19 protein-coding genes are annotated in these 23311 nt (G+C 52.3%); 8 read left to right on the plus strand and 11 right to left on the minus strand.

Features of this window, described 5'->3' with window-relative positions; genetic code table 11:
- Positions 1 to 281 precede the first annotated feature (281 nt).
- Complete coding sequence (locus tag ACF8OF_RS17530; RefSeq protein WP_392497269.1) at positions 282 to 1289, plus strand: hypothetical protein; 1008 nt, start codon at positions 282 to 284, stop codon at positions 1287 to 1289.
- Positions 1290 to 1491: 202 nt separating this feature from the next.
- Here ACF8OF_RS17530 and ACF8OF_RS17535 read toward each other — a convergent pair whose 3' ends face one another.
- Entirely contained in the window at positions 1492 to 2760 is a 1269-nt protein-coding gene (locus ACF8OF_RS17535) for a NupC/NupG family nucleoside CNT transporter (RefSeq protein ID WP_262862228.1), read from the minus strand.
- A 130-nt stretch (positions 2761 to 2890) separates the two neighbouring features.
- Here ACF8OF_RS17535 and deoD point away from each other — a divergent pair, with 130 nt between their 5' ends.
- The gene (gene deoD / locus ACF8OF_RS17540) at positions 2891 to 3598 is read left to right on the plus strand and encodes a purine-nucleoside phosphorylase (protein ID WP_072870151.1); all 708 of its coding nucleotides are present in this window, start codon (positions 2891 to 2893) and stop codon (positions 3596 to 3598) included.
- Positions 3599 to 3669: 71 nt separating this feature from the next.
- On the opposite strand, the gene ACF8OF_RS17545 is transcribed toward deoD, so the two are convergent.
- The gene (locus ACF8OF_RS17545; protein WP_279800483.1) at positions 3670 to 4179 is read right to left on the minus strand and encodes a hypothetical protein; all 510 of its coding nucleotides are present in this window, start codon (positions 4177 to 4179) and stop codon (positions 3670 to 3672) included.
- 337 nt (positions 4180 to 4516) lie between these two features.
- Here ACF8OF_RS17545 and ACF8OF_RS17550 point away from each other — a divergent pair, with 337 nt between their 5' ends.
- Complete coding sequence (locus tag ACF8OF_RS17550; RefSeq protein WP_025152873.1) at positions 4517 to 5002, plus strand: DUF4822 domain-containing protein; 486 nt, start codon at positions 4517 to 4519, stop codon at positions 5000 to 5002.
- A 52-nt stretch (positions 5003 to 5054) separates the two neighbouring features.
- Here the strand turns inward: ACF8OF_RS17550 and ACF8OF_RS17555 are convergent, their stop codons facing one another.
- The 4 genes from ACF8OF_RS17555 to ACF8OF_RS17570 form a co-directional block, all read right to left on the minus strand.
- Positions 5055 to 6215, minus strand: a complete 1161-nt coding sequence (locus tag ACF8OF_RS17555; protein ID WP_262861287.1) for an MFS transporter — start codon at positions 6213 to 6215, stop codon at positions 5055 to 5057.
- 283 nt (positions 6216 to 6498) lie between these two features.
- Positions 6499 to 7359, minus strand: coding sequence for an alpha/beta hydrolase (locus ACF8OF_RS17560; protein WP_392497270.1), 861 nt, complete (start codon positions 7357 to 7359; stop codon positions 6499 to 6501).
- Between the two features lie 402 nt (positions 7360 to 7761).
- On the minus strand, positions 7762 to 9801 hold the full coding sequence (locus tag ACF8OF_RS17565; protein ID WP_392497271.1) for a TonB-dependent receptor domain-containing protein: 2040 nt from the start codon (positions 9799 to 9801) through the stop codon (positions 7762 to 7764).
- A gap of 292 nt (positions 9802 to 10093) precedes the next feature.
- Positions 10094 to 11098, minus strand: a complete 1005-nt coding sequence (locus ACF8OF_RS17570) for a substrate-binding domain-containing protein (RefSeq protein ID WP_262861284.1) — start codon at positions 11096 to 11098, stop codon at positions 10094 to 10096.
- Between the two features lie 98 nt (positions 11099 to 11196).
- Here ACF8OF_RS17570 and ACF8OF_RS17575 point away from each other — a divergent pair, with 98 nt between their 5' ends.
- Entirely contained in the window at positions 11197 to 11529 is a 333-nt protein-coding gene (locus ACF8OF_RS17575) for a tRNA-binding protein (protein WP_392497272.1), read from the plus strand.
- 35 nt (positions 11530 to 11564) lie between these two features.
- On the opposite strand, the gene ACF8OF_RS17580 is transcribed toward ACF8OF_RS17575, so the two are convergent.
- The 4 genes from ACF8OF_RS17580 to galE all read right to left on the minus strand — a co-directional run bounded on the left by ACF8OF_RS17580 (position 11565) and on the right by galE (position 15950).
- On the minus strand, positions 11565 to 12635 hold the full coding sequence (locus ACF8OF_RS17580) for a galactose-1-epimerase (protein WP_392497273.1): 1071 nt from the start codon (positions 12633 to 12635) through the stop codon (positions 11565 to 11567).
- An 11-nt stretch (positions 12636 to 12646) separates the two neighbouring features.
- A complete protein-coding gene (gene galK, locus ACF8OF_RS17585; RefSeq protein ID WP_392497274.1) occupies positions 12647 to 13801 on the minus strand; it encodes a galactokinase in 1155 nt (384 codons plus the stop codon).
- A 13-nt stretch (positions 13802 to 13814) separates the two neighbouring features.
- Positions 13815 to 14867 carry a UDP-glucose--hexose-1-phosphate uridylyltransferase gene (locus tag ACF8OF_RS17590; RefSeq protein WP_349466514.1) on the minus strand — a complete coding sequence of 351 codons (1053 nt, stop codon included), beginning with the start codon at positions 14865 to 14867 and terminating at the stop codon, positions 13815 to 13817.
- A 66-nt stretch (positions 14868 to 14933) separates the two neighbouring features.
- Positions 14934 to 15950 (minus strand): UDP-glucose 4-epimerase GalE, encoded by a 1017-nt coding sequence (gene galE / locus ACF8OF_RS17595; protein WP_279800476.1) that lies wholly within the window; start codon positions 15948 to 15950, stop codon positions 14934 to 14936.
- Positions 15951 to 16191: 241 nt separating this feature from the next.
- Between galE and ebgR the strand changes: the two genes are divergently transcribed.
- From ebgR to ACF8OF_RS17615, 4 genes are all read left to right on the plus strand, one after another.
- Complete coding sequence (gene ebgR / locus ACF8OF_RS17600) at positions 16192 to 17181, plus strand: transcriptional regulator EbgR (RefSeq protein WP_392497275.1); 990 nt, start codon at positions 16192 to 16194, stop codon at positions 17179 to 17181.
- Between the two features lie 265 nt (positions 17182 to 17446).
- Positions 17447 to 20509 (plus strand): beta-galactosidase subunit alpha, encoded by a 3063-nt coding sequence (gene ebgA / locus ACF8OF_RS17605; protein WP_392497276.1) that lies wholly within the window; start codon positions 17447 to 17449, stop codon positions 20507 to 20509.
- Positions 20506 to 20955 carry a beta-galactosidase subunit beta gene (locus ACF8OF_RS17610; RefSeq protein ID WP_392497277.1) on the plus strand — a complete coding sequence of 150 codons (450 nt, stop codon included), beginning with the start codon at positions 20506 to 20508 and terminating at the stop codon, positions 20953 to 20955. The genes ebgA and ACF8OF_RS17610 overlap by 4 nt, the downstream gene beginning before the upstream one ends.
- Positions 20956 to 21049: 94 nt before the next feature.
- Positions 21050 to 22516 carry an amino acid permease gene (locus tag ACF8OF_RS17615; protein ID WP_392497278.1) on the plus strand — a complete coding sequence of 489 codons (1467 nt, stop codon included), beginning with the start codon at positions 21050 to 21052 and terminating at the stop codon, positions 22514 to 22516.
- A gap of 273 nt (positions 22517 to 22789) precedes the next feature.
- Here the strand turns inward: ACF8OF_RS17615 and ACF8OF_RS17620 are convergent, their stop codons facing one another.
- Positions 22790 to 23290, minus strand: a complete 501-nt coding sequence (locus tag ACF8OF_RS17620) for a hypothetical protein (protein WP_392497279.1) — start codon at positions 23288 to 23290, stop codon at positions 22790 to 22792.
- Between the last annotated feature and the right edge of the window lie 21 nt (positions 23291 to 23311).

Here is a 23311-nt window from a genome sequence, read left to right on the forward strand (position 1 = left end):
AGAGACGGGAACGCCGGATCAGAAAAAACGCATCGGGATAAGAGCGGAAAACTGATCGATTTTTTTGATAAACTTACGGTAAAGCGCTTTCATAATCTCTCCAAAACCGTGATGACTATCACGTACCGCGTATCTTACTTATCCCGCTCCGCTGTGCAAGGTTCTGCATTCATTTTTTCATCACTGTCCGGTGTAAAAAAATCACGACACTTTATCACGCCGAATGCCACTCTGTGCTATGGTGATGCAATCGTTTGTTCGCTGCATTTACAGGATAAATTATGCAAAAATCGTTATTTATCGGCACGTTGTTGTCTGCGTTTTTTTTCAGTGGTTTACACCCCGCTCTGGCGCTGACCTCACAACAGGCCGCCGAAAAACTCGCGCTGACCGAACTGGCTGAGACCTACAGCCCGGCACAGATTGCTGCGCTGACACAACAGCCGGAAGCAAACCGGTTCGACGCGCTGATGATCACTATCGGTGCGCTGACAACGGATGATCTGAAAAACCCGGCGGCAGAGAGTGCTAAGCTTCAGGCTTTTGTGGATGCACAGCAGCAGGATCACACCCGTTATCTCGGCAATGTGTCGGATAAAAATATTGTGCCGCGCCTGCATACCACATGGAAAACCGCGGTATTCCCGAACGATCCGAACACGCTGAAAACCCTGAATAACTTTATTGATAAAGGCTATACCAGCGGCTATAACCTGGTGGATACCCGCGAAGAATCCGGCTTTGATAAAACACGGATGATCCGCTACGGCCATAATGATATCGATCACGCCGCCCAGCTGATTTACCTGCTGCGCCGTGAAGGGTTTGATCCGAAAGTGCAGCTGACACCGAAATCCTCCGCGTTTCTCTATCTGGACGAATGGGGTGAGGCCGATTATCCGGTGACCACGCTGAAAAGCGGCAAAAAAGTGGCGATCGCCAGTGAATATAATCTCGACCTGGAATTTCCGTCAATTGAGGAACGCAACCGCTTTCAGAGCCTGATTGACCAGTACGCCAAGAAAAATACCGCTGATCAGAAAGGATTGATCCGCGCCGCCTGGTGGCAGCCGTTTTACCGCAGTTATGTCCCGGTGGATAGTTATGATGTGGTGACCGAAACCCGTGTGACCGGTGGTCACTATCAGGCGGATTTGATGGCACTGCCGGAGAATGCGGAAAAACAGGCGGAAAATATCCGTAAAGCGAAAAGCGGGATGCAGGTAACGAGCGAAAAAGTGTGGGTAAATCCCTCTTTTTACCGTTATCTGCAAGGGGATTATAAGTAATCATCTCCCGGACAGGACGGCGTGGTGTTAAGCACGGCGCCGTCTTTCCGGTTCTGATGATAACGGGCAAAACGAAAAGTCGCTGTAAATACCGCCCTGTACGCTCAGGCTCGCCATCCATGGCTCGCATGCTTTTCGTTCGCCTGCCCGTTATCATGAACCTGACATTCAGATTGTTTCGGAAAATCAGATAACAAACTCTTTATCCACCGATAAACAGTCCCGCAATCGTAGCTGCCATCAGATTAGATAACACCCCGGCGACCAGTGCTTTCATCCCGAGAGTGGCAATCTCTTTTCGCCGGTTCGGGATCAGACTGCCGATACCGCCGATAGCAATCGCCACAGTACCAAAGTTAGCAAAACCACAAAGTGCAAACGAGAGGATGATTTGTGTCCGCTCTGTCATCGGCAGGCCGGTCGCCGCCACGACTTCATTGCCCTTCAGATATTCCGCCAGATTGGCATAGGCAAAAAATTCGTTGATAACAATTTTCTGTCCGATAATCGCACCAGATGTCAGTGCTTCATTCCACGGAATGCCCATCAGCCACGCCAGCGGGGACAGCAGATAGCCAAGGATCAGTTCCATACTCAGATCCGGCAGGCCGAACCAGCCGCCGACACCACCGAGCAATCCGTTTAACAATGCCACCAGGCTGACAAACGCCAGCAGCATTGCGCCGACTGCCAGGGCCATATTCAGGCCGTTAATCGCCCCTTCCGCCGCCGCATCAATAATATTCGCCGGACGGTTTTCCTGCACCGGTTTGGCGTTGGATTCATCGGCAGTCTGCTGTGTTTCCGGGATCATCAGTTTGGCAAACAGTAACCCGCCCGGTGCCGCCATAAAGGAGGCCGCCAGCAGGTATTCCATTTTCACCCCCAGCGATGCATAGCTCACCAGCATAGTACCGGCGATAGATGCCAGCCCGCCGCACAGCACGGCAAACAGCTCTGAACGGGTCATGCTGCCGAGATACGGTTTAACCAGTAAAGGGGCTTCTGTCACACCAAGAAAAATATTGGCTGCTGAGTTCATCGATTCCGCACGGCTGGTTTTCAGCAAACGCTGTAACGCCCCGCCGACCCAGCGCACGAGGATCTGCATAATCCCCAGATAATAAAGTACCGCTGACAATGCGGAGAAAAAGACAATGATCGGCAGTACCCGCAGCGCGATAACAAACCCGCCGCTGCCGAAAATCGCAAACATTTTGTCAGAGACCAGGCCGCCGAAAATAAAAGAGGTCCCGGCATTATTGAAATTGATCACCGTGGTGACCGCTTCCGCCATCACAAATAAAACGTGCTGCCCGGCCGGGGAGTAAAGAATTAACCCGCCCAGCGCCAGTTCAATAGTAAAAGCCAGTACCACCGTGCGCAGATTAATGGCGCGGCGGTTTTCAGACAGTAAATAACCTATTCCCAGCAGTACCACGATCCCGAGAATGCCGATTGCTGTATTCATATGTGTAATCCGGTAAAAACCCTGAGTGAAAAATCCGCCGGCAGCGGCGGCATAAAAACCAAACCGTGTTAACATGCTGACCTACAAATACCGACCCTTCACACGGTTTGATTGAGAGGAGAGTGCTTTTATGGCAGTTGCAATTCAGGCAAGCGCAAACGATTTCGCAGAAACCATCATTATGCCCGGAGATCCCCTGCGCGCCAAGTTTATTGCTGAACATTATTTATCGCAGGCGCGGGAAGTAAACAGCGTCCGCAATATGCTGGGTTATACCGGAGAATACAAAGGCAAACGAATTTCGGTGATGGCCCACGGCATGGGTATCCCTTCAATCTCAATGTATGCGTATGAGTTAATTCAGGATTTTGGTGTGAAAAACCTAATCCGTATCGGCACCTGTGGCGCAGTGCGGGATGATGTGTCACTGATGGATGTGGTGATCGCCATGGGCGCAAGTACCGATTCCAAAGTGAACCGTGACCGTTTTTACGGTAACGATCTGGCGGCACTGGCAGACTGGCATCTGCTGGCATCTGCGGTGAAAACGGCTGAACGTCTGCAGTTACCGGTCAAAACCGGCAATGTGTTTACTGCGGATCTGTTTTACACCACCCGCCCGGAGCTGTTTACCGTGATGGAGCAGTACGGGATTCTCGGGGTGGATATGGAAGTCGCCGGGCTGTACACCGTCGCGGCAGAGCTGGGGGCGCGGGCACTGGCGATCCTCACTACCTCTGATCATATTAAAAACGGTGGTAAACTGACCATCGATCAGCGCCAGAACGCGATGCACAATATGATTGAGCTGGCGCTGGAAACCGCGCTGACACTCTGACAGCCACAGTTTTTTATCCGCAGACAAAAACGCCCTCATCAGAGGGCATTTTTGCTTGTTCATGACAGCGGTTACTGTGCGGCGTTATTAACCGGCAGAATTTCCATAATACCTGCGCGGACATAATACTGCTGACCGGATGCGGCAGCCGGTGCATCACCCGCCATTTTTGCCAGCGCTTCTTTCGGTGTTGTGGTGGATAATGAAGACTGATACAGCGTGTTGCCGTTGATATCACGGACACTGGCGCGGACAAAATACTGTTTGCCGTCTTTACTGACTGCCGGTGCATCCGCGCTCATTTTTTTCAGGGCTTCACCCGGCGTGGCGGTGGTCAGTGCGGACTGAAAGACCGGAGCACGGTTGTAACCACCGTTATGGTATCCGCGCTTATTATGATGGCCACGTCCGTCATGATTACCGCGCATCATATGACGACCACCGTTGCCGTCACAGTTGCCATAACCATTCATATACTGACCATTCTGTTGCGGCTGAGTGACCGGCGCCGGTGCTGCGACAGCGGTAACACCCGCACCTAATAAGCTCAGTCCGATAACACCTGCAATGATCTTTTTCATATTAATATTCCTTTTGAGTTAATTTTCTGAAGCACTGTTTTGCTGTTGACGTCATCATTGCCGATGCCGGTATATATGACAATCCGTTTTACCCTTTCTGACGGTGAAATCATAATCCCTGCACAATTCATCATAATTTCTGCACAGTTCTTCATTTTCTCTCCATATTTCACTCTGCCGGTTTCAAAAGAGATGTGTCAGAAATGAATATAAAATTTAATTATTTTTATACTTCCTTACATAAAAAATACGCTAATAAGATTAATCCCCTTATTATTGATATCGGGAATTGTTATCACTAAGAAAGACAGCCAACAGAACAACCTGAGGAAGTGACATGAAAAAAATAACAATGATTGCCGGTATTATTGCAGCGGCGTATTCCTTTTCAGCGCTGGCGGCGCCGGCGGATGCTCAGGTAAAACCCCTGACAGCCACGGCTCAGAAAGCCGGAAATACTGCTGATTATCTGATTGGCAAAACCTGGGTAACCACCGAGGCACTGGACCAGGACGGTAAAGCGATTCCGGCCACCGATGAGAGTGTGGCAGGCTTCTTTGGCCTGGCCAACTATGAAAAAGACGGTTCCGTTAAGATGTACACCCCGGAAGGAAAGCTGAAATTACAAGGCGACTGGTCTTTCAGCGCGGACGGTAAAACCCGGTCGCTGACCGGTAAGAATGACAAAGGAGAAGTGCTGTTTACCCGTGTGGTCGAAAATATCAAAGTGACACCGGATGAATACATTTACCGCGTCTACCCGAAACCGGACGATAAAAGTCATTACGCGGATATTGTCCACAAACCCAAAGCCGCAGAATAAATACCAATGTACAAAAATGCCCTCAATGAGGGCATTTTTCATTCCGCCGGTATCAGCTTGCCAGAATCCGTGATTTGCGGCGCACTGCAGATAACAGCATATAAATCGCGGTGGAGAGCAGCACAATAAAGAAGAAGTTCATGATGCCGTCAGGCTGTTTCATAAACTGTCCCGCCACCAGCGGGCCCGCCGCTGAACCGATGCTGTAGCAGAACAACATCACCTGGGTTGCCGCCACAATCACATTCGCTGTGAGTGTGTCACATGCCAGTGTGATCGCGACCGGATACAGCGCAAAAGAAGACATTCCCAGCAGCGTCAGCGCCACCACCATCACCAGATAGTGGCCGGAGAGATAAATCATTCCCATCGCAAATACCCCGGCGAGAGAGACCATCGCCAGCAATAATACTTTACTCATGCGGGAAGATAATTTGCTGATCACCGGCTGAATAATCATCCCGCCGAGGATGATCGCCGCCATCAGGCCGCCGACCTGTTCGGTGTTGTAATGTTTTTCCTGCAATGCCAGCGGCATCAGCCCGTAAATGGTGCCCATCACAATACCGGAGGTCATACAGCCGACCATAGCCGGTTTACTCAGACGCAGGATCTGTTTCAGGGATAAGCTTTTATGTCCGCCGTGACATACCGGCTGTGCTTTGGAGAACAGCGGCGGCAATACCGCAGCAAACAGCAGCACCATCACCACAGCAAACGGCACGACACCTGCGGTTCCGAACACACCGATCGCCAGCTGACCCAGGGTGGTGCCGCCGTACAGTGCGGTCATGTAGAAGCTCAGGCGTTTGGCACGGACAGCCGGGTTATCGCCAATCAGCAGCCAGGATTCAATCACCACAAAAATACCGGCAACCGCCACCCCGGCCAGCATCCGGGATGCCAGCCACGCACTCAGATCAGTATAAAACGGCAGAACTGCCACGGTCGCCGCCAGCGCCAGCACAAAGAGAATAAAGGAACGGCGGTGACCGATACGGGCAATCACCGGCTCAATCAGCATCGAACCGAGTAATAAACCAATATAGTAAGCACTGGCTAACCAGCCTGCGTAATCGGTACCGATGGCAAAATAATCCAGCGATAACGGGATCAGGCTCATCAGATAACCGGATGCAATCGCAAATAACGTCAGACCGGCGACAGGGATTAACACACTGTCAGGACGCGGCGTGCGGATGCTGTGACTCACTGCTTTTCTCCACCTAAAACAAAAAAATCAAAAAAACATGACGCTGCTTTTTTTCTCAGGCTGTTTCATCGCCAAAATGGTGGATGACGGGTCATTGATAGAAGCAGTGGATTGTGAATTTATGTCTGAAACGGAGCGGAATATAGCCCCTTGTAAGGGAAAAATGAAATCAAAAAAACTAATGGCTGCGAGTAGTTTTTGTTATGGAAGGAAATAACAGAGGAATATGGGGTTTCCCCTGTTATTTTCGGTATTTTTACATGCAAATTAACAAAAAAATAACTTATTTTTCCTTATCTGCCGGTAATAAAGAAATCACCGTTTCCAGCGCATCGGGGATAACGCTGCCGTGTGACTTTCCGGGGAAGATCCGGAACTGACATTGTTTGTCCCGCAGTTGTAACTGCTCACACACTTCCCGCGCGGTAATATCACTGTAGCGGACGGACAGATTGTGTTTTTGTTCTTCACTCATTTTGCTCAGATCGGGTTTTTCTTCCAGCCCGCCCTGAGTGATGGTCAGCCGGATATCCGCCGGGAGGCGATCAAATCGTTCCGCTGTCATATAAGAGCCATGACCCCACCAGAGGGACGGGCTGGCACTGATGTAATCGGTAAATAAACCGGGTTCATCCGTGGCTGTCCGCAGCACAAACAGCCCGCCGAGGCTGTGGCCGAAGAAGTAGCGGCGGTCGTTAACGGAATAGTGATTACTCACCCACGGAATCACCTGTTCACGGATAAACTGCCGGAAAGGCAGTTCGCCGCCGCCTGCGGTAAATTGCTCACCGGTTGCGGGCGGTGTGTAATCAAAGGTGCGGGTTTTCGGGTAAGCCAGATCAGAGGGATAACCGATCCCCACCACCAGCGGCAATGGCCGGGTTTTACCGGCACTGAGCCGGTTAATCATCATCGGAAACTGACCGTTACCGTCGAGCATATAGAGCACGGTGTACGCCGTTTGTGGCTGTTTCGGCTGCGCGATAAAAAGGCGGTAGTGACGATCACCCTGCTGCATCTCATGGTGCGTTATTGTGAACTGTTGTTGTGCCGCTTCAGTGAGCGGCGTGATTTCCTGCGAGGGCCGCGCCATCAGGGGAGATACCGCCATCATACAACAAATCACCATTATTTTTTTCCACATCCTGACTCCGGGAATGACTGACTTAAAAAAACAATTCTGCCACAGACCGGAGGATGACGCAGATTCGGATCGCGCCATCCCCTGAAAAAATAAGACCATCCTCTTTCGAACCCGGGCGGCGGGATAACCGGCAAAGCGGAAAGTCGCTGACACATCCCTGTCCGCTCGGATCGCGTCATCCCTGGCGCTTTACGCTTTCCTTTTTTTGCCGGTTAATCCCCTGTGTACTTCAACTCTGTCAAAAACAGAAAAACAATAAAATTCAGAAAAGAAACCAATCTGCTAAATCATCCGCGCTGTGGCAAGGGCGGCAACCGAAGGAAACCGGGGAGCATACAATGGTATGTGACCCGGTTTCCTGAGAGCAGCCAACGCCGCCACAGGGCGAAGGATGACGCGTAATCAGAAATTCAGTTTCAGATTAGCCCAATACCGGCGCCCTTCATCGATCTGCCAGTTCCCGTTAGTATCGATATCATCCCCTTTCTCGTTGGCGATATTCAGTACGGCGAAGTTCAGCAGCCCATTTGGCATGACCTGGTAGGTCATCCCGAGGTCGAGGGTGGTGATCCCGCTGCGTTCACGCGGCTGTTTTGCCCCGTTACGCTGAGCTGCCCAGACCTGTTTGCCGGTGTAATTTGCCTGAGTGTAGAAACTCATATCCGGGCGGTACTGCCAGTCAAGTTTGGCATTTGCCATATGACGCGGTGTCATTTCCAGCGGTTGTCCTTTCAGGGATTTGCCGTTGAGTTTTTCGTCGTCACTCTTACGTTCTGAGTCGGTGAAAGTGTAGTTCAGGTTCAGATTCCATTTTTCTGCCACCGGAATACGGGAGGCCATTTCCACACCACGGATATTTGCTTTACCCACGTTGTCATAGATAAACATATTCAGGCCGGTCAGCGGATCGGTTTGACCGGCAACCTGGTAGCTGGTCAGCTTGTTTTTGAATTCGGTGTTAAACAGGGTTGCACTGACAGAGAAACCGGATTCGTGGTCATAAGCAATGCCCAGTTCTTCGGTGACACTGGTTTCCGGTTTCAGATCACGGTTACCGTACATGATAGCCGCGCCGCCTTGTGTGGACGTTCCGAAATTCGGGCTTAACTCACGCAGTGTCGGGGCACGGAAGGCTTTCGCCACGCCACCTTTGATGGTGATTTCATCGGTCAGTTTATAGACGGCATAGGCACGCGGGTTCCAGTGTTTACCGTAGAATTCATGGTCGTCCATACGCAGACCACCGGTCAGCGTCAGGTCGTCGGTTACACTGAATTCGTCTTCCACAAACAGGGCTTTCTGGTCAGCAGTCATTTTTTCAGTGACTGTCTGTTTGTTTTTAATCACGGAATCATCTTTCAGTTTGGCATACTGATATTGTCCGCCGACTGTCAGGACGTTAGACGGCAGGAATGCCGTGACCTTTCCGTCAACCACGGTATTGGTAACTTCCGGCTGACGGGCTTCATATGCCATGACCCAGTCTTCACTGACTTTGTTCCATTTACCGGTATTGGTTTTACGGATGGTATTTTCCTGGTACACGCTCACTTCACTGTTGATTTCATCCCAGTCACCTTTCCAGGTCAGCGCCCAGTGATTACGGTTGTTGTGTACTTCGGATTTATTATTTTTCTGCTTCAGGCCACCGCGCTCAGAGAAATCAGCAATCGATTTCCCCGGGGTGGATGTATGTTCCTGTGTACTGCGGCCGACTTCCGCAAGGAATTTCTGCCCTTCAACCGGCGTAAAGGCCAGTTTGGCGGTGATATTTTTATCGTCTTTACGCGGTGTACCTTCCTGAAGATGGTCTTCACGGCGATAGTTCAGCCCGCCGTAGACCTGCAATCCCAGCTTATCTTTAATCAGCGGCCCGGAGACGTAGAAATCAGTATTCGCGGAGTTACCGTAATCTTTACTTTCCTGAATAATGCCGCCCATACCCATTGAGCCGTGCCATTCATCTGCCACTGCTTTAGTGATGATGTTAATCACGCCGCCCATCGCATCAGAGCCATACAGGGAGGACATCGGGCCGCGGATCACTTCAATACGCTCAATGGCTTCCACTGGCGGAATAAACCCGGCTTCGTAACCGCCGCTGCCGTTCGGGCGGGATTCACGGCTGTTCTGACGACGACCGTCCACCATAATCAGAGTGTAGTCCCCGGACAGGCCACGGATACTGATATCCGGCTTCAGGCTGCCGCCGATCACACTGACCCCTTCCACATCTTTTACCATGTCAATCAGGTTGGCAGCCGGTTTATTTTGCAACTGCTCCTTGGTGATAACGGTGATACTCGCCGGTGCATCACGCATTTCCTGCGCAAAACCGGACGCGGTAACCACGATGGTGTCATCTTTATTTTCAGCATAAGCGGCAGTGGCCGCTGACATAACAGCAACAGCAAGCAGTGAGCGTTTGAATGAGACGTTCATATTATTCCCTGACTGGATTGATATTTTTTATTTGAAATATTAAATGAGAATGATTAATCCTATCATTGATATATGCCATTGAGAATATGATCGCAAATGAAAATTATTATCATGATGATAATAAATTGCTGTGATATCGTTAAACCGGAAAGTACAGCTGGAGGGTAAATGGCAGGAATGAAAATCGCAGGACAAAAAAAATGCTGCAAATTCAGATAAATTTGCAGCCTTCTAACAAAGTACCAAAGTAAATAGTGAGGGATAACAGATAAATAAAATTAACACATTATCGTCAGGAAAATCTGCTCATCACCGAGTGGCGGAGAACCAGAGTCGGTGTGTAACACGGCGGACAAAACGGCAGCGCCTGTGAGGACGCCAGTGCCAGCGCCAGCTGTGTTGCTGTCTGAGCCATCATGTCAACAGGATAGCGTATTGTGGTCAGGCGGGGTTGGATATATCGTGCGATCATGCTGTCATCAAAGCCGATAACAGAAATGTCTTCCGGCGCACGCAACCCGTTTGCCTCAATCACCGACAGCGCCCCGGCTGCCATAAAATCGTTGTAGGCCACCACCGCCGTCACCGGCAGTGAAAGAGACAACACCGCACTCATGGCCGCTTCCCCGCCTTCTGCCACCGGTTCACCAACGGCAATGTAGGCCTCCGGCAGCTCACAACCGGCTTCTGCCAGCGCATCTCTGTATCCCGCCAGCCGTTGCGCACTGTCTTCAATGGTGTGTGATGATGATAAGCAGGCAATATGGCGGTGTCCCTGTTTCAGCAGATATTGTGTGGCAAGCTGAGTTCCGCGCCGGTTATCCAGAGCGACACAGCGGTTTTCCAGTCCCGGGATCATGCGGTTGATAAATACCATCGACGGCATTTCCGCAGCATAGCCACGCAGTTCTTCATCACTCAGCGCCTTGGCATGGATCACACAGGCATCACAGCGGCTGTTCATCAGTAATTCAATACCGCGCCGCTCATCTTCCTGCCGGTGGTAGCCATTGCCGATTAACAGATGTTTTCCGTGCTGATGCGCCACCTCATCCGCCGCTTTAACCAGAGAACCGAAAAACGGATCGGACACATCCCCCACCAGCACACCGACAATATCACTGCTCTGGCTGACCAGCGCCCGCGCCGCCGCATTCGGGCGGTAAGCCAGCGCCTTCATGGCTGCCTGAACCGCACGGACAGATTCTGCCCCCGCTTTTGGTGACTGATTGATAACCCGCGAGACCGTTGCCACTGAGACTCCCGCCAGTTTCGCAACATCTTTAATGGTTGCCATTTACCGCTCCGTTATTGTTTTGTGATCCCGGTACTTGCCATCCGGTGTAACTCTGCTAATTTTTATTATCTTTTACTAAAATTTTACTGGATTTTACTATGGACACTGTCGCTTACCCTGATTTCGCTAAACTGGAGATACGCACCGGCCGGATCACCGATGTCAAACGTCACGAAAATGCCGATAAACTCTATATTGTTCAGATAAATGTCGGTGACCGCTCACTTCAGACCGTCACCAGCCTCGTGCCGTATTATACAGAGGAAGAGTTACTGCATAAGCAGGTCGTGGTGCTGTGCAATCTGCAAAAAGCCAAAATGCGCGGCGAAACCTCTGAATGTATGCTGCTGTGTGCCGAAACTGATGACGACTCAGAAAGCGTCCTGCTGGCTCCGGAACGCGTAATGCCTGCCGGTGTCCGTATTGTCTGATAAAACAACAAAGGCTCACCGTTGTGAGCCTTTGTTTAAAACACAAACCGGTACACCGTCACACTCTCCCGCTGTTCTCCCGGCGCTGAAATTCCCCTGACCTCATCCGGCCAGTGCGGGTGGTTCGGCCCGTCCGGGAAATACTGGGTTTCCAGCGCCAGCCCGGCATAATCCTGATAATCGCCGTGTTTTCCCGGCTGACCGCCGAGATAATTACCGGTATAAAGCTGTATGCAGGGCATGGTGGTTGCCACTTCCAGGCACACATCCCCCGCCGGTGACCAGTATGACGCAACAGTCTGTTTACCATCACACAATGCCGGGTCCGGCACAAAGGCGTGATCAAATCCTTTTGTCTGCTGCTGTGCCGCCTCAGACATAAAACCCTGAGACAGCGCCCTGCGGGTGCGCAGATCGAAGACGGTTCCGGCGACCGGACAGAGTGTACCGTCCGATAAGTTCTCCGTATTCAGTCCGAGCCGTTTATCTGCCCGGATCTGCACTTCCCCTTCTGTCACCTTCACACCGCTGTTTTCACCGGCAAGGTTAAAGTAAGCGTGATTGGTCAGGCTGACCGGACAGGCTTTGTCTGTTTGTGTCCGGTAAGTCAGACGGACCTCGTTTTCCGGTGTCAGCTGATAAGTGACTTCGGCGCTGAGATTGCCCGGAAAGCCCTGGTCGCCGTCCGGTGATTGCAGGGAGAAGGTCACGGAATCTGCTGAGTGGCGGCGGATCTGCCAGCGCCGGTGGCTGAAGTTATCGGTTCCGCCATGCAGACAGGTGCTACCTTCATTGCAGGCGAGCGGATAAAACTGCCCGTTCAGGGTGAAACCACTGCCCGCAATCCGGTTGGCAAAACGCCCGACTGTGGCACCGAAATAGGCGGTCTGACGGGCAAATCCGGCGCTGTCCGCCACGCCGCACACCACATCCCGTATGCCGTCCGCCAGCGGCAACTCACCGCTGAGCCAGGCCGCGCCGGTATCGGCAATACTGATGCGCATACCGTTGCGGTTGGTCAGCACCACAATCTCTGCCGGTCTGCCGTCTGCAGCCGGTTCTGTTGCCAGCGCCCGCTCATACGGGCGCAACTCCCTATATGTCATATCACCTCCGGTCAGCGGATCACACCGGCACCGTCACTGGCGCGGCAGACATAAATATCCGCCGTCAGGCCGGTAATTGGGGTGTAATGTGCGTTAATCACCTCTGTAACCTGTGCGACATGTTCCGGTTTCACCAGTGCCACCACACAACCGCCAAAGCCGCCGCCGGTCATGCGGACACCGCCTTCAAGACCAATCACATCACCGATGATCGCGACCAGTGCATCGATTTCAGGCACAGTGATTTCAAAATCATCACGCATGGAATGATGGGATTCCGCCATCAGCTGGCTGAGGCGCGGTAAGTCCCCGTCTTTCAGCGCTTCCGCTGCTGCCAGGGTACGGATATTTTCGCTGATCACATGGCGGGCCCGTTTCGCGGTCACCGCATCCAGTTCATGAACATGCGCGGCGAACTGTGCCATTGTCACATCCCGCAGCGCCGGCACGCCGAAGAATGCCGCTGCCGCCTCACACTGACGCCGCCGGGTGTTGTATTCGCTGTCCACCAACCCGCGTTTTTTGTTGGAGTTAACAATCATCACCACACTGTTTTCCGGCATGGCAACCGCACGGGTTTCCAGGCTGCGGCAGTCGATCAGCAGTGCGTGTCCGGCTTCACCGCAGGCCGAAATCAGCTGATCCATAATGCCGCAGTTACAGCCGACAAACTGGTTCTCCGCCTGCTGCCCGTTCAGGGCAATGACTTCACGGCTGACAGGCAAATCATACAGGGCTTTGACGGTCTGACCGATCACCACCTCCAGTGAGGCAGAACTGCTCAGACCCGCGCCCTGCGGCACATTGCCGCTGACCGCAATATTCATCCCGCCGAACACAAAACCGCGTTCCGCCAGGTATTTGATCACGCCGCGGATATAATTCGCCCACAGTTTATTATCGCGGTATTCAATCGGTTGTGAGAGATCAAACTCATCACGATCATTATCATAATCCGCCGCCACCACGCAGACCTTCTGATCATCACGCCGCGAGGCCGCCGCCACGGTGCCGAAATCAATGGCACACGGCAAAACAAAACCGTCGTTATAATCGGTGTGTTCGCCAATCAGATTCACGCGGCCCGGTGCCTGAATCAGCATGTCAGGGGATGCGCCGAAGCACTGCTCAAAGGCATGTTGTGCCTTGCTGATAACTGTTTTCATCGGAAACCTCAGATTATAAAGGGGTTTTAAAATGGTGGTCGCTGACCGCACGCAGCCGCTCTGCGGCCTGCTCCGGTGTCAGATCACGCTGGCTTTCCGCCAGCATTTCATAACCGACCATAAATTTGCGCACGGTCGCGGAACGCAGCAGCGGCGGATAATAGAGCGCATGTAACTGCCAGTGATCCAGCGGTTCGCCCTGCTGAAAATACGGCGCAAAATGCCAGCCCATCGAGTACGGGAAAGCGCAGCGGAACAGGTTATCGTAGCGGCTGGTGAGTTTTTTCAGTGCCAGTGCGAGATCATCCCGCTCCGTATCGGTCATGTCTTCCATCCGGATGATCACACGGTGTTTCGGCAGCAGCATGGTTTCAAACGGCCACGCCGCCCAGTACGGCACCACCGCCAACCAGTGCGCCGTTTCCGTTACAATACGGCTGCCGTCTTTCAGCTCTGCCTGTGCGTAATCCAGCAGCAGGTTACTGCCGTGCTGCCGGGAATAGTCGCGCAGCAGTCCGTCCTTGCGGCTCAGGGCATCAGGCAGAAAATCCCCGGCCCAGATCTGACCGTGCGGGTGCGGCTGCGAGCAGCCCATCAGTTCCCCTTTATTCTCAAACAGTTGCACCCAAAGGTATTTTTCCCCCAGTTCCTCTGCCTGCGCCTGCCAGGTATCGATGACCGCACGGATTTGTGCCACCGGCAGTTCCGGCAGGGTTTTGCTGTGATCGGGAGAAAAACAGAGTACGCGGCTCAGTCCGCTGACGGCCTGTGTCTGAAACAACGGATGTGTGTTTTCCGGCTGCGTGCAGGGCTGCGGTCTCAGCGCGGAGAAGTCATTCTGAAAAACATAAGTACCGGTGTAAGCAGGATTAATATCACCGCTTACCCGGGGATTTCCCGGACACAAAAAGCAGTCCGGGTCATAAGCCGGTAAGTCTGCCACATCAGCGACTTCATCTCTCCCCTGCCACGGGCGCTTTGCCCGGTGAGGAGAGACTAAAATCCACTGTCCCGTTAACGGGTTATAGCGGCGGTGAGGGCAATCAGACGGATCAAAAGTCATCATAGACACAATTCTCTCTGACAATGAAACGGGTTAGCGATGATTGTCCTCAGGCGTTACCGGTTTTCGTCAGTCTGCGTAACCTTCCGGGTTCTTCTGCTGCCAGCGCCAGGCGTCCTTCGCCATATCATCAACAGTACGGACGGCGCGCCACTGCATATCGCGGGCGGCTTTTTCCGGACTGGACCAGCACTCAGCGATATCGCCCGGACGACGGTCGCAGATAGCATACGGGATCGGTTTACCGGCCGCTTTACTGAAGGCCGCGATCATTTCCAGCACACTGGTGCCTTTACCGGTACCCAGGTTATAGATATGCAGCCCGGAAGACTGTGCCACGGTTTTCAGTGCCGCAACATGACCGTCCGCCAGATCCATCACATGGATGTAATCACGCACCCCGGTACCATCAGGTGTAGGGTAATCGTTTCCATAGATACTGACTTTTTCACGGCGGCCGATAGCAACCTGAGTGATATATGGCGTCAGGTTATTCGGGATACCTTTCGGATCTTCGCCCATCGTGCCTGTCGGATGTGCCCCGACCGGATTGAAATAACGCAACAGTGACACAGACCAGTCATTATCGGCGATCAGCACATCACTCAGAATGCGCTCAACCATGTATTTACTGGTCCCGTAAGGGTTTGTGGTGTTACCGATAGCGGATTCTTCGGTGATCGGCACACAGGCCGGATCGCCGTAGACGGTGGCAGAAGAGCTGAAAATAATCCGTTTTACCTGTGCCCGCTTCATGCTGCGCAGCAGAACCAGTGTACCGTTGATATTGTTATCATAATATTCAACCGGTTTTTCCACGGATTCACCCACGGCTTTCAGGCCTGCGAAGTGAATCACCGCATCGATGCGGTGTTTGGCAAATACGCTGTCAAGAAAGGCTTCATCACGGATATCCCCCTGATAAAACACAGGTTCTTTTCCGGTAATTGCAGTGATCCGCGCCAAAACTTTGGCATTGGCGTTACACAGATTATCCACAATAACCGGTGTCATGCCTGCATTCATCAGTTGTACGCAGGTATGGCTGCCGATATAGCCCATACCGCCGGTGACAAGAATTTCCACATATACCTCTCAGGCTTTGTAATGTATTCAGAGAAAACCAAAGTATAACGTGAGGACGGGGAAGATTCTAACCATGAATAGTTTTTGAGTCTGTGATACTGATCTGATTCATGTAAACGTTTACACTATTGCGCTGAATGGTTTTTACTAAAAGTTTCTGTGCTACTATAAGCAGCTGTTACTGCCTGAATGACGCCTGTTGCCCTGCCGCAGTTCCCGGCCGGAGGAGAAAGAACAAAAAATGGCCACGCTAAAAGATATCGCCCGGCAAGCCGGTGTCTCACTCGCGACCGTGTCGCGGGTGCTGAATGACGACCCGACACTCAGTGTGAAAGAAGAAACCAAGCTGCGTATTCTGGAAATCTCCGGGAAACTGGAATACACCGTTTCCGCTCAGCGCCGTCACACCCCGGGCAAACGTCAGGCACAGCGGCTGCATTTTCTGGCGGTTTACAGTTATCCGAAAACAGCAGAAATTAATGATCCTTACTATCTCTCCATCCGCCACGGCATTGAATTACAGAGTGAACGGCTGGGTATTGAGCTGACACATGCTTATGAAAATAATCTTCCGGAGACTGTTACCCGTCCGGACGGTGTGCTGCTGATCGGACACGGTGCCCGTGCGGTACTGACAGAGGTACAGGCGCTTTGCTCTGCGGTCTGTTTTATCGATTTCAGTGATCGCCAGAGCGATTATGACGCGGTGGATATTGATCTCGCGTACATTGCGCAGTCCGTGACTGATTTCTTTATTGCACAGGGGTATGACCGGATAGGTTTTATCGGCGGACAAGACTCCCCGGCGGCGGCAGATATCCGCGAGGTTGCTTTTACGGAATACGGCTCACTGCGCGGTGTGGTGCGCGGGGAAGATATCTATCGCGGGGATTTCTCCAGCGCGTCCGGTTATGCGCTGGCGAAAGAGATGCTGACCAAAGAGAGCTACCCGAAGGCGCTGTTTGTCGCCTCTGACTCCATTGCTATCGGCGTACTGCGGGCGCTGCATGAACAGCATATCGCTATCCCGGAGGATATCGCCCTTATCAGTGTCAATGATATCCCGACCGCCAAATTTACCATTCCGTCTCTGTCAACCGTCCGCATCCACTCCGAGGTGATGGGCAGCCAGGGTGTCAATCTGCTGTTTGAACGTCTGCGTGACGGACGGCAGGAACCGCTCCAGGTCTTTGTTGCCTCCCGCCTTATTCTGCGCGGCACCACGAAGTAACATACCTTCTGTAAGATTCTGACGGCTGCCTTTCCGGGCAGCCGTTTTTCTTTCAGTAAAATTTACCTCCTGCAAAAATGACCACCTTTTACACAATTTAGCGTTTCAGCTCACAAGATTGTGCCGCTGATGTGCGGATTATGTGATCAGGTTAAATATCTTAGTTTTACCTTGTAGTTTTTAGTAAAACCTTTACTAATATCCCGTTAATGATTGATCTCATCCGATAGCCGCAGTGATTGCTGACTATAAAGAAGGAGCTTCTGTGAATAACTGGGAAAACTACACCCTGCTGCATGAAAACCGCCTGCCGCCGCGTGCCTATTTCTTTGCCTATGATAACGATGCCGCCGCACGCACGTATCAGCGTGAGCTGAGTCAGGGTTTTAAACTGCTCAGCGGGCAATGGCAGTTCCGCTATTTTGATCACCCGCTGCGCGTGCCGGAGGCGTTTTATCACACGCCGATGACAGAATGGTCATCCATCACTGTCCCGAATATGTGGCAGATGGAAGGCCACGGACAGCTTCAGTATACCGATGAGGGCTGGCCGTTTCCGATTGATGTACCGTTTGTCCCGTCGGATAACCCGACCGGTGCCTATCAGCGCACGTTTACACTTGATGAAAACGGGTCACAACAACAAGTCATTATTAAATTTGACGGCGTTGAAACCTATTTTGAAGTCTATGTAAACGGCCACTACGCCGGATTCAGCAAAGGCAGTCGCCTGACCGCTGAATTTGATATCACTGCATTTGTCAGCACCGGGGAAAACCTGTTATCGGTCCGCGTCATGCAGTGGGCAGACAGCACCTATATTGAAGACCAGGATATGTGGTGGATGGCGGGGATTTTCCGCGATGTGTATCTGATAGTACAGCCACCGGTACATGTCCGTGATCTGACTATCCGTACCGATTTTGCCACGGATTACCGCAGCGCCCGGCTGACCGCATCCGCTGAAATTTCGGGCTCCGCCGCCGGGATGCAGATTGAGGCTGTTTTATATGACGCCAGCACCGTCTGTTTTTCGCAGAAAACGATTCTGACCGCTGGTGAGCAGACCATTACATTCACCGCGGATATGGATTCCCCGCGCTGCTGGAGTGCTGAAGATCCGTATCTGTATCACCTGCTGATCCGCCTGTCGGACAGTAACGGCAATTTGCTCAGTGTGATCCCGCAGCGCGTGGGATTCCGTGATATTAAAATCCGCAATGGCCTGTTTTATATCAATAATCATTATGTGAAATTACACGGCGTTAACCGTCACGATAATGATGAACAGAAAGGCCGTGCTGTCGGTATCCGCCGGATGGAGCAGGATCTGCGGCTGATGAAGCAACACAATATCAATGCCGTCCGTACTGCGCACTACCCGAATGATCCACGTTTTTATGAGCTGTGTGATGTTTACGGTTTATTTGTGATGGCGGAAACCGATGTCGAAACCCACGGTTTTGCCAACGTCGGTAACCTCAGTCAGATCACCGATGATCCGTCCTGGGAGCCGGTGTATGTCGATCGCATCCGCCGCCAGGTGCATGCACAGAAAAACCACCCGTCCGTGATTATGTGGTCGCTCGGTAATGAATCCGGTTACGGCTGTAATATCCGCGCTATGTACGATGCCGCAAAAGCCATTGATGACACCCGCCTGATCCACTATGAAGAAGATCGTGATGCCGATGTGGTGGATATCATCAGCACCATGTATTCCCGTGTACCGATGATGAATGAATTTGGTGAATATCCGCACCCGAAACCGCGCATTATCTGTGAATATGCCCACGCCATGGGCAACGGCCCGGGTGGACTGAGTGAATATCAGGCCGTATTTGACCGCCATGATGCCATTCAGGGACATTTTGTCTGGGAATGGTGTGACCACGGCATTCTGGCACAGGATGAACAGGGTCGTCCGTTCTATAAATACGGCGGTGACTACGGCGATTACCCGAACAACTATAACTTCTGCATGGATGGCCTGATTTTCCCGGATCAAACCCCGTCCGCCGGGCTGAAAGAATACAAACAGGTCATAGCACCAGTGAAAGTGCGCGATTTTGATGCGAACAGCGGCGAAATCACCATTGAAAACCGTTTCTGGTTTAGTACGCTGGCGGAATATCAGATCCGCGCTGAATATATTGCTGACGGCGATATTATTCACAGTGAAATTTTATCGCTTCCTGAACTCGCTCCCCGCGAAAACGCCTGTGTTGCCCTGAACTTACCGGCTGCTGATGGCCGCGAAATGTTTGTCAATATCATCGTCACCCGTCTGAATGCCACCTGTTACAGTGCTGCCGGACATGAAATCGCGGTTTATCAGTTCCCGCTGGCGACGGCATCCGCACCGATGCTGCCGTTTATCCGCCATGATGCCACGCCGCTGACAGTCTGTGACGAGCGCCTGGAAATGCATATTCGCGGTTGTGATTTCACCCTCACCTTCTCAAAAACCGACGGTAAATTAATCCGCTGGGAAAACCGAGGGCAATCCCTGCTCGCTGCCGCACCACGGATGCGTTTCTTTAAACCGATGATTGATAACCATAAGCAAGAATATGAAGGCTTATGGCATCCGGCACATCTGCAAATCATGCAGGAACATTTCCGCGGTATGGAAACAACACAGGAAAACGGCCATGTGATTGTCACGGTGAACTCCGTGGTGGCCCCGCCGGTGTTTGACTTCGGTATGCGCTGCACTTACCGCTACACCATTGCGCCGGACGGCCATGTTGCGGTAACCCTCAGCGGTGAACCGTACGGTGATTATCCGCATGTGATCCCGTGCATCGGCATGGATATGGGCATCGACGCCCGTTTTGACCACGCGGAATACTACGGACGCGGGCCGGGCGAGAACTACGCCGACAGTTGCAAAGCCAATCTTATCGGTCGCTATCAGTCACCGGTCAGCGACCTGTTTGTCAATTACCCGTTCCCGCAGAACAACGGCAACCATCAGGACACCCGCTGGCTGGCACTGACGGACAATCACGGCAGCGGCCTGTTTGTACGTCCTGATCAGCCGATTAATTTCAGCTGCTGGCCGTGCCGCGGGGAAGAACTCCACCGCGCACAACATCAGCATGAATGGCAGCCGGACGGTCATATCACGCTGAACCTTGATCACGCCCTGACCGGGCTGGGTTCTAACTCCTGGGGCAGTGAAGTCCTCGACAGTTACCGCGTCTATTTCCGGCCGTTCCGTTTCGGATTCACACTGCTGCCGTTCACGCAAGGCGACTGCCGCGCGGAAACACTGGCAACACTGCATTTTTCAGGCGAAACACACTCAGGAGGCCGGGCATGATCCTGTTTACTGATTTAACGGATTTTCAGCGTTTTTTCCGTCAGGGCAAAAAATGGCAGCGTTGTATTGAGGCCATCAATAACCTGCCGTCCATTCATCCTGATGTGACCTGTTCTGTCGGCGATTCCCTGGTATACCGCCTTCAGACAAAAGCAGATCCGCAGCCGGATTTCCTCGGCAAACGCCGCTATTTTCAGGTGCATTACTGGCTGGAAGGAGAGGAAAACGTGGAGTATGCCGCCAAATCCGCGCTGACTCCGGTGAATGCCTATTGTGATGAAACGGACCGCGAAACCCTGCGCGGTAACGGAGAAACCCTGCTCTGCAAAACCGGCAATGTGCTGGTATGTGAAAATCACGAGGCATACCGGTTCACCTGCACCGGTGATGTCCGCAAAGTGGTGCTTACCGTGACCATTGAAGACGGTTATTTTCTGAATAAATAAATAGTTAATAAATAAATGTGCGGGGAACCACCCCGCCTTCACCCGATAAAACAGGGCTCTGTACCCGCCCGCGTCGAGATCCACGGAGAACGCTATGTCCACATCCGCGCGTAATACCATCGGCAAGTTCGGACTGCTGTCCATGACCTTTGCCGCTGTGTACAGTTTTAATAATGTTATTAATAATAATATCGAACTCGGACTGGCCTCCGCACCGATGTTCTTTATCGCCACGATTTTCTACTTTATTCCGTTCTGTCTGATTATCGCGGAGTTCGTCTCCCTGAATAAAAACTCCGAAGCCGGTGTTTACGCCTGGGTGCGCAGCGCCCTCGGCGGTCGCTGGGCTTTCCTCGCCGCCTATACCTACTGGTTTGTGAACCTGTTTTTCTTCACCTCGCTGCTGCCGCGCGTTATCGCCTATGCCTCTTACGCCTTCCTCGGCTATGAGTATATTTTCACGCCGGTCACCACCGCACTGCTCAGTACCGTGTTGTTTGCCTTCTCCACGTATGTGTCCACCAACGGGGCAAAACTGCTGGGGCCGATGACCTCTGTCACTTCCTCGATGATGCTGCTGCTGACCTTCTCGTATATCGCGCTGGCCGGTATTGCACTTGTCGGCGGGATACAGCCTGCTGATCCGATCACCGTGGAAGCCATGACGCCGAACTTTAACTGGGCATTCCTCGGGATCACCGCGTGGATCTTTATGGCGGCCGGAGGTGCGGAATCTGTTGCCGTGTATGTGAATGACGTCAAAGGCGGCAGTAAAGCATTCGTGAAGGTGATCATTATTGCCGGGTTATTCATCGGCCTGCTTTATTCTGTTTCTTCGGTGGTGATTAACGTGTTTGTGCCGCGTGAAGCGCTGAAATTCACCGGCGGCTCTGTGCAGGTTTTTGAAGGGTTATCCACGTATTTCGGTCTGCCTGAGATCCTGATGAACCGCTTTGTCGGCGTGGTCTCTTTCACCGCTATGTTCGGCTCTCTGCTGATGTGGACCGCTGCACCGGTTAAAATCTTCTTCGCGGAGATCCCGAAAGGTGTCTTTGGTGCCAAAACAGTCGAGCTGAACAAACACGGCGTACCGGCACGTGCCGCCTGGATCCAGTTCCTGATTGTGATCCCGCTGATGTTTATCCCGACCCTCGGTTCCGATACCGTTCAGGATCTGATGAACACTGTCATCAATATGACCGCCGCCGCATCTATGCTGCCGCCGCTGTTTATCATGCTGGCGTACCTGAATCTGCGCCGCAGGCTGGATCATATTCCGCGTGACTTCCGCATGGGTTCACGCACCACAGGAATTGCGGTGGTTTCCCTGCTGATTGTGATTTTCACTATCGGCTTCCTGGCCTCCACTTTCCCGACCGGTGCCAACATTGCAACCATTCTGTTCTATAACGTCAGCGGGATCCTGATTTTCCTGGGCTACGCCTGGTGGAAATACAGCCGTTATGAGAAAACCCTGACAGCAGAAGAGCGTAAAGTCGCTGATGCCCCGACCGCGCAAACCGCACTGGCACGCGGCGACGGATCCGTTGAGAATATCTGATTAGCCTGCAGATACGGAAAAGCCACCGAAAACGGTGGCTTTTTGCATTATGACCTTATGTAACACAGGTGATGACCGGTAAAAAAATGAAAAGCATGCGAGCCATGGATGGCGAGCCTGAGCTTACAGGGATGTATTCACAGCGACTTTTCATTTTTACCGGTTATCGCCGGAATCACCAGCATCACAATCCACCTCTTTCGTTATCAACACGGGGCTGCAAGGCCCGTTGCGGCCAACACAGCTATGGACGGAAGGATGACGCGTGTACACTCAAAAGCGCGGTGGCTGCAACTCCGCCGGTACCACATCTGATGTTTTAATCAGGTTAATAAAATCAATCCCCTGCGGACTGAAAATAAACAGCGCATAGCCGGTGGCCATTTTAATATCGTCGTTGCGGGCAATCCCCGGGAAGCCCGGCATCGGGCCGCCCTTTTCAACCTGCTTAATCAACCCCACCTGGTCGATCATCACACTGCATGCCAGCTGGCCGTTCATCTCTTTTTTATCCATCCGCACCATATCGCCCTGATACGGACGTGAGGTGAAATGATCAACACCGTTTTTGTCCTTCACGCCCACACCATACTGATTGGTGGATTTATCCAGCAGCGTCAGGGCAATACTCTGTGATTCTCCCTGCAGCGGCAACTGATAAACACCGGTGAAATCCGGGCAGTTTTCCTGCGTCTGCGCCGGTGGCAGAGGCGCGGCACAACCGCTGAGCAAAATCGGGAGCAGTGCGGTTGCCAGCCAGAGTTTGTGCGTCATAAATATCCTTTTGTCAGTGCA

Source organism: Morganella sp. TYF_1, from assembly GCF_043105645.1.
GTDB classification, from domain to species: domain Bacteria; phylum Pseudomonadota; class Gammaproteobacteria; order Enterobacterales; family Enterobacteriaceae; genus Morganella; species Morganella morganii_B.

What these genes read in the sequence shown, in the direction of transcription:
- ACF8OF_RS17560 (WP_392497270.1), bottom strand. Translation starts at nt 7,359, where the DNA reads ATGTGGAAAAAAATAATGGTGATTTGTTGTATGATGGCGGTATCTCCC.
- ACF8OF_RS17580 (WP_392497273.1), bottom strand. Translation starts at nt 12,635, where the DNA reads ATGACATATAGGGAGTTGCGCCCGTATGAGCGGGCGCTGGCAACAGAA.
- ACF8OF_RS17620 (WP_392497279.1), bottom strand. Translation starts at nt 23,290, where the DNA reads ATGACGCACAAACTCTGGCTGGCAACCGCACTGCTCCCGATTTTGCTC.
- ACF8OF_RS17565 (WP_392497271.1), bottom strand. Translation starts at nt 9,801, where the DNA reads ATGAACGTCTCATTCAAACGCTCACTGCTTGCTGTTGCTGTTATGTCA.
- ACF8OF_RS17535 (WP_262862228.1), bottom strand. Translation starts at nt 2,760, where the DNA reads ATGAATACAGCAATCGGCATTCTCGGGATCGTGGTACTGCTGGGAATA.
- deoD (WP_072870151.1), top strand. Translation starts at nt 2,891, where the DNA reads ATGGCAGTTGCAATTCAGGCAAGCGCAAACGATTTCGCAGAAACCATC.
- ACF8OF_RS17530 (WP_392497269.1), top strand. Translation starts at nt 282, where the DNA reads ATGCAAAAATCGTTATTTATCGGCACGTTGTTGTCTGCGTTTTTTTTC.
- ACF8OF_RS17550 (WP_025152873.1), top strand. Translation starts at nt 4,517, where the DNA reads ATGAAAAAAATAACAATGATTGCCGGTATTATTGCAGCGGCGTATTCC.
- ACF8OF_RS17545 (WP_279800483.1), bottom strand. Translation starts at nt 4,179, where the DNA reads ATGAAAAAGATCATTGCAGGTGTTATCGGACTGAGCTTATTAGGTGCG.
- ACF8OF_RS17615 (WP_392497278.1), top strand. Translation starts at nt 21,050, where the DNA reads ATGTCCACATCCGCGCGTAATACCATCGGCAAGTTCGGACTGCTGTCC.
- ACF8OF_RS17610 (WP_392497277.1), top strand. Translation starts at nt 20,506, where the DNA reads ATGATCCTGTTTACTGATTTAACGGATTTTCAGCGTTTTTTCCGTCAG.
- ACF8OF_RS17590 (WP_349466514.1), bottom strand. Translation starts at nt 14,867, where the DNA reads ATGATGACTTTTGATCCGTCTGATTGCCCTCACCGCCGCTATAACCCG.
- ACF8OF_RS17570 (WP_262861284.1), bottom strand. Translation starts at nt 11,098, where the DNA reads ATGGCAACCATTAAAGATGTTGCGAAACTGGCGGGAGTCTCAGTGGCA.
- galK (WP_392497274.1), bottom strand. Translation starts at nt 13,801, where the DNA reads ATGAAAACAGTTATCAGCAAGGCACAACATGCCTTTGAGCAGTGCTTC.
- ebgR (WP_392497275.1), top strand. Translation starts at nt 16,192, where the DNA reads ATGGCCACGCTAAAAGATATCGCCCGGCAAGCCGGTGTCTCACTCGCG.
- ACF8OF_RS17575 (WP_392497272.1), top strand. Translation starts at nt 11,197, where the DNA reads ATGGACACTGTCGCTTACCCTGATTTCGCTAAACTGGAGATACGCACC.